Here is a 2259-nt window from a genome sequence, read left to right as displayed (position 1 = left end):
CTGGAGAGCGTGAGCGTGGCCGACTGGAACACGGTGCTGTCGGTGAACCTGACGGGCTACCTGCTGTGCGCGCGGGCCTTCAAGGCGCAACTGCAGCGCACGCGCGGCGCGCTGGTGCACGTGGCCTCCATCTCGGCGAACTTCCCGCAGACCGCCAGCGGCGCCTACAGCGCCAGCAAAGCCGGCGTGCTGCTCCTGTCGCGCCAGATGGCCACCGAATGGGGCCCGCTGGGCATCCGCAGCAACGCCATCTGCCCCGGCATGATCCGCACCGCCCTGTCGGCCAAGTTCTACGAAGAGCCGGGCTTTGAAGCGCGGCGCGCCCAGGTCACCGCCAGCCGCCGCATCGGCGAGCCGCAGGACATCGCCGACGTGGCCCTGTTCCTGGCCAGCCCGCGCTCGGCCTACGTCAACGGCGCCGAAATCGCCGTCGATGGTGGCATGTCCTCGATGCTGATGGACATGGTGCCGCGCCCCGGATTCAACCAATGACCCCCACGCTCGACCGCTGCGCGGGTCGCTGCCCCCCCGAGGGGGCGCGGCCTTGCTTGGGGCGGCCCGGCGCTGCGGCCAAACACCACTTGAGGAGACACCCGTGAACCAGAAAACCGCCTACGACCTCATCGTCGTCGGCTCCGGCGCTGCCGGCCTGTCCTGCGCCATCACCGCCAAAAAGCGTGGCCTGGACGTGCTGGTGCTGGAGAAAGAACCCGTGTTCGGCGGCACCACCGCGCTCTCGGGCGGTGTGCTGTGGATTCCACTCGGCCCCCACGGGCGCCAGCAGAACCCGGGCGACACCCGCGCTGCCGTGCGCCGCTACCTCATGGAAGAGACCGGCCAGTTCTTTGACGACGCCGTGGTCGAAGCCTTCCTGGACAACGGTCCGAAGATGGTCGAATTCTTCGAGCGCGAAACCGCCATGCAGTTCGTGCCCACGCTCTACCCCGACTACCACCCCGACGTGGCCGGGGGCGTGGACATCGGCCGCTCCATCCTGGCCAAACCCTTCGACATCCGCGGACTCGGGCGGGACATGGCGCGGCTCAAGCCCCCGCTCAAGACCATCACCTTCATCGGGATGATGTTCAACTCCTCCAACGCCGACCTCAAACACTTCTTCCGCGCCACCAAATCGCTGACCTCCTTCCTCTACGTGGCCAAACGCCTGGCCACCCACCTCAAGGAACTGGCGCTGTACCGCCGCGGCATCCAGGTCACCAGCGGCAACGCGCTGGCCGCACGTCTGGCCAAGTCGGCGCTGGACCTGGGCATCCCCATCCTCACCTCGACCCCCGCGAAGGCGCTGCTGATGGATGGCGAACACGTGCAGGGCGTGCGCAGCGAGCACGCCAGCTTCACCGCACGCCACGGCGTGGTGCTGGCCTGCGGCGGCTTCCCGCACGACGTCCAGCGCATCGCCCAGGCCTACCCGCACGTCGCGCGCGGCCACCAGCACCTCTCGCCCACACCGGTGGGCAACACCGGCGACGGCGTGGCCATGGCCGAGCAGGCCGGGGGCGTGGCCGACATCCGCTTCAAGGACAGCGCGGCCTGGATGCCCGTCTCCAGGGTCGACTACGGCGGGGGCGAGATCGGCGTCTTCCCGCACCTGCTGGACCGCTACAAACCCGGCGTCATCGGCGTGCTGGCCAACGGCCGGCGCTTCACCAACGAATCCAACTCGTACCACGACGTGGGGGCGGCCATGATCACCGCCTGCGCCGGCATGGCCGAAACCGCCATGTGGCTGGTGTGCGACAAGACCACGCTGGCCAAGTACGGGCTGGGCTTTGTCAAACCCGCGCCCATGCCCATTGGCAAGTTCCTGCGCAACGGCTACCTGATCAAGGGCAACACGCTGGCCGAATTGGCGCAAAACGCCGGCATCGATCCGGCCGGCCTGGCGCAGACCGTCAAGGACTACAACGTCGGCGCCGTCAAGGGCGAAGACCCCACCTTCGGGCGCGGGCGCACCAGCTTCAACCGCTACCTGGCCGATCCCGAACACCGGCCCAACCCCTGCGTGGCGCCGGTGCAGACCGGTCCGTTCTACGCGGTCAAGGTGGTCATGGGCGATCTGGGCACCTTTGACGGGGTGCGCACCAGCGTGGTGGGCGAGGTCCTCAAGCGCGACGGCTCGGCCATCGCCGGTCTGTACGCCGTGGGCAACGACCGCGCCAGCATGATGGGGGGCAACTACCCGGGTGCGGGCATCACCCACGGGCCCAACATGACTTTCGGTTTCCTCACGGGCAACCA

Annotated in this window: 2 protein-coding genes; both read left to right on the top strand. The window is 68.5% G+C overall.

Annotation, left to right across the window (positions count from 1 at the left end; translation table 11 throughout):
- Positions 1-492, top strand: a 492-nt coding sequence (locus tag QQK43_RS23000) for an SDR family NAD(P)-dependent oxidoreductase (protein WP_284309612.1), incomplete at its 5' end; no start/stop codon positions are given.
- A 103-nt stretch (positions 493-595) separates the two neighbouring features.
- Positions 596-2259 (top strand): FAD-dependent oxidoreductase (locus QQK43_RS22995; RefSeq protein WP_284309611.1); only part of this gene is annotated, 1664 nt, incomplete at its 3' end.

The sequence above is a fragment of the Hydrogenophaga electricum genome, assembly GCF_030160815.1.
Taxonomy (GTDB): domain Bacteria; phylum Pseudomonadota; class Gammaproteobacteria; order Burkholderiales; family Burkholderiaceae_C; genus Hydrogenophaga; species Hydrogenophaga electricum.
This window is presented reverse-complemented; position numbering and strand designations above follow the sequence as displayed.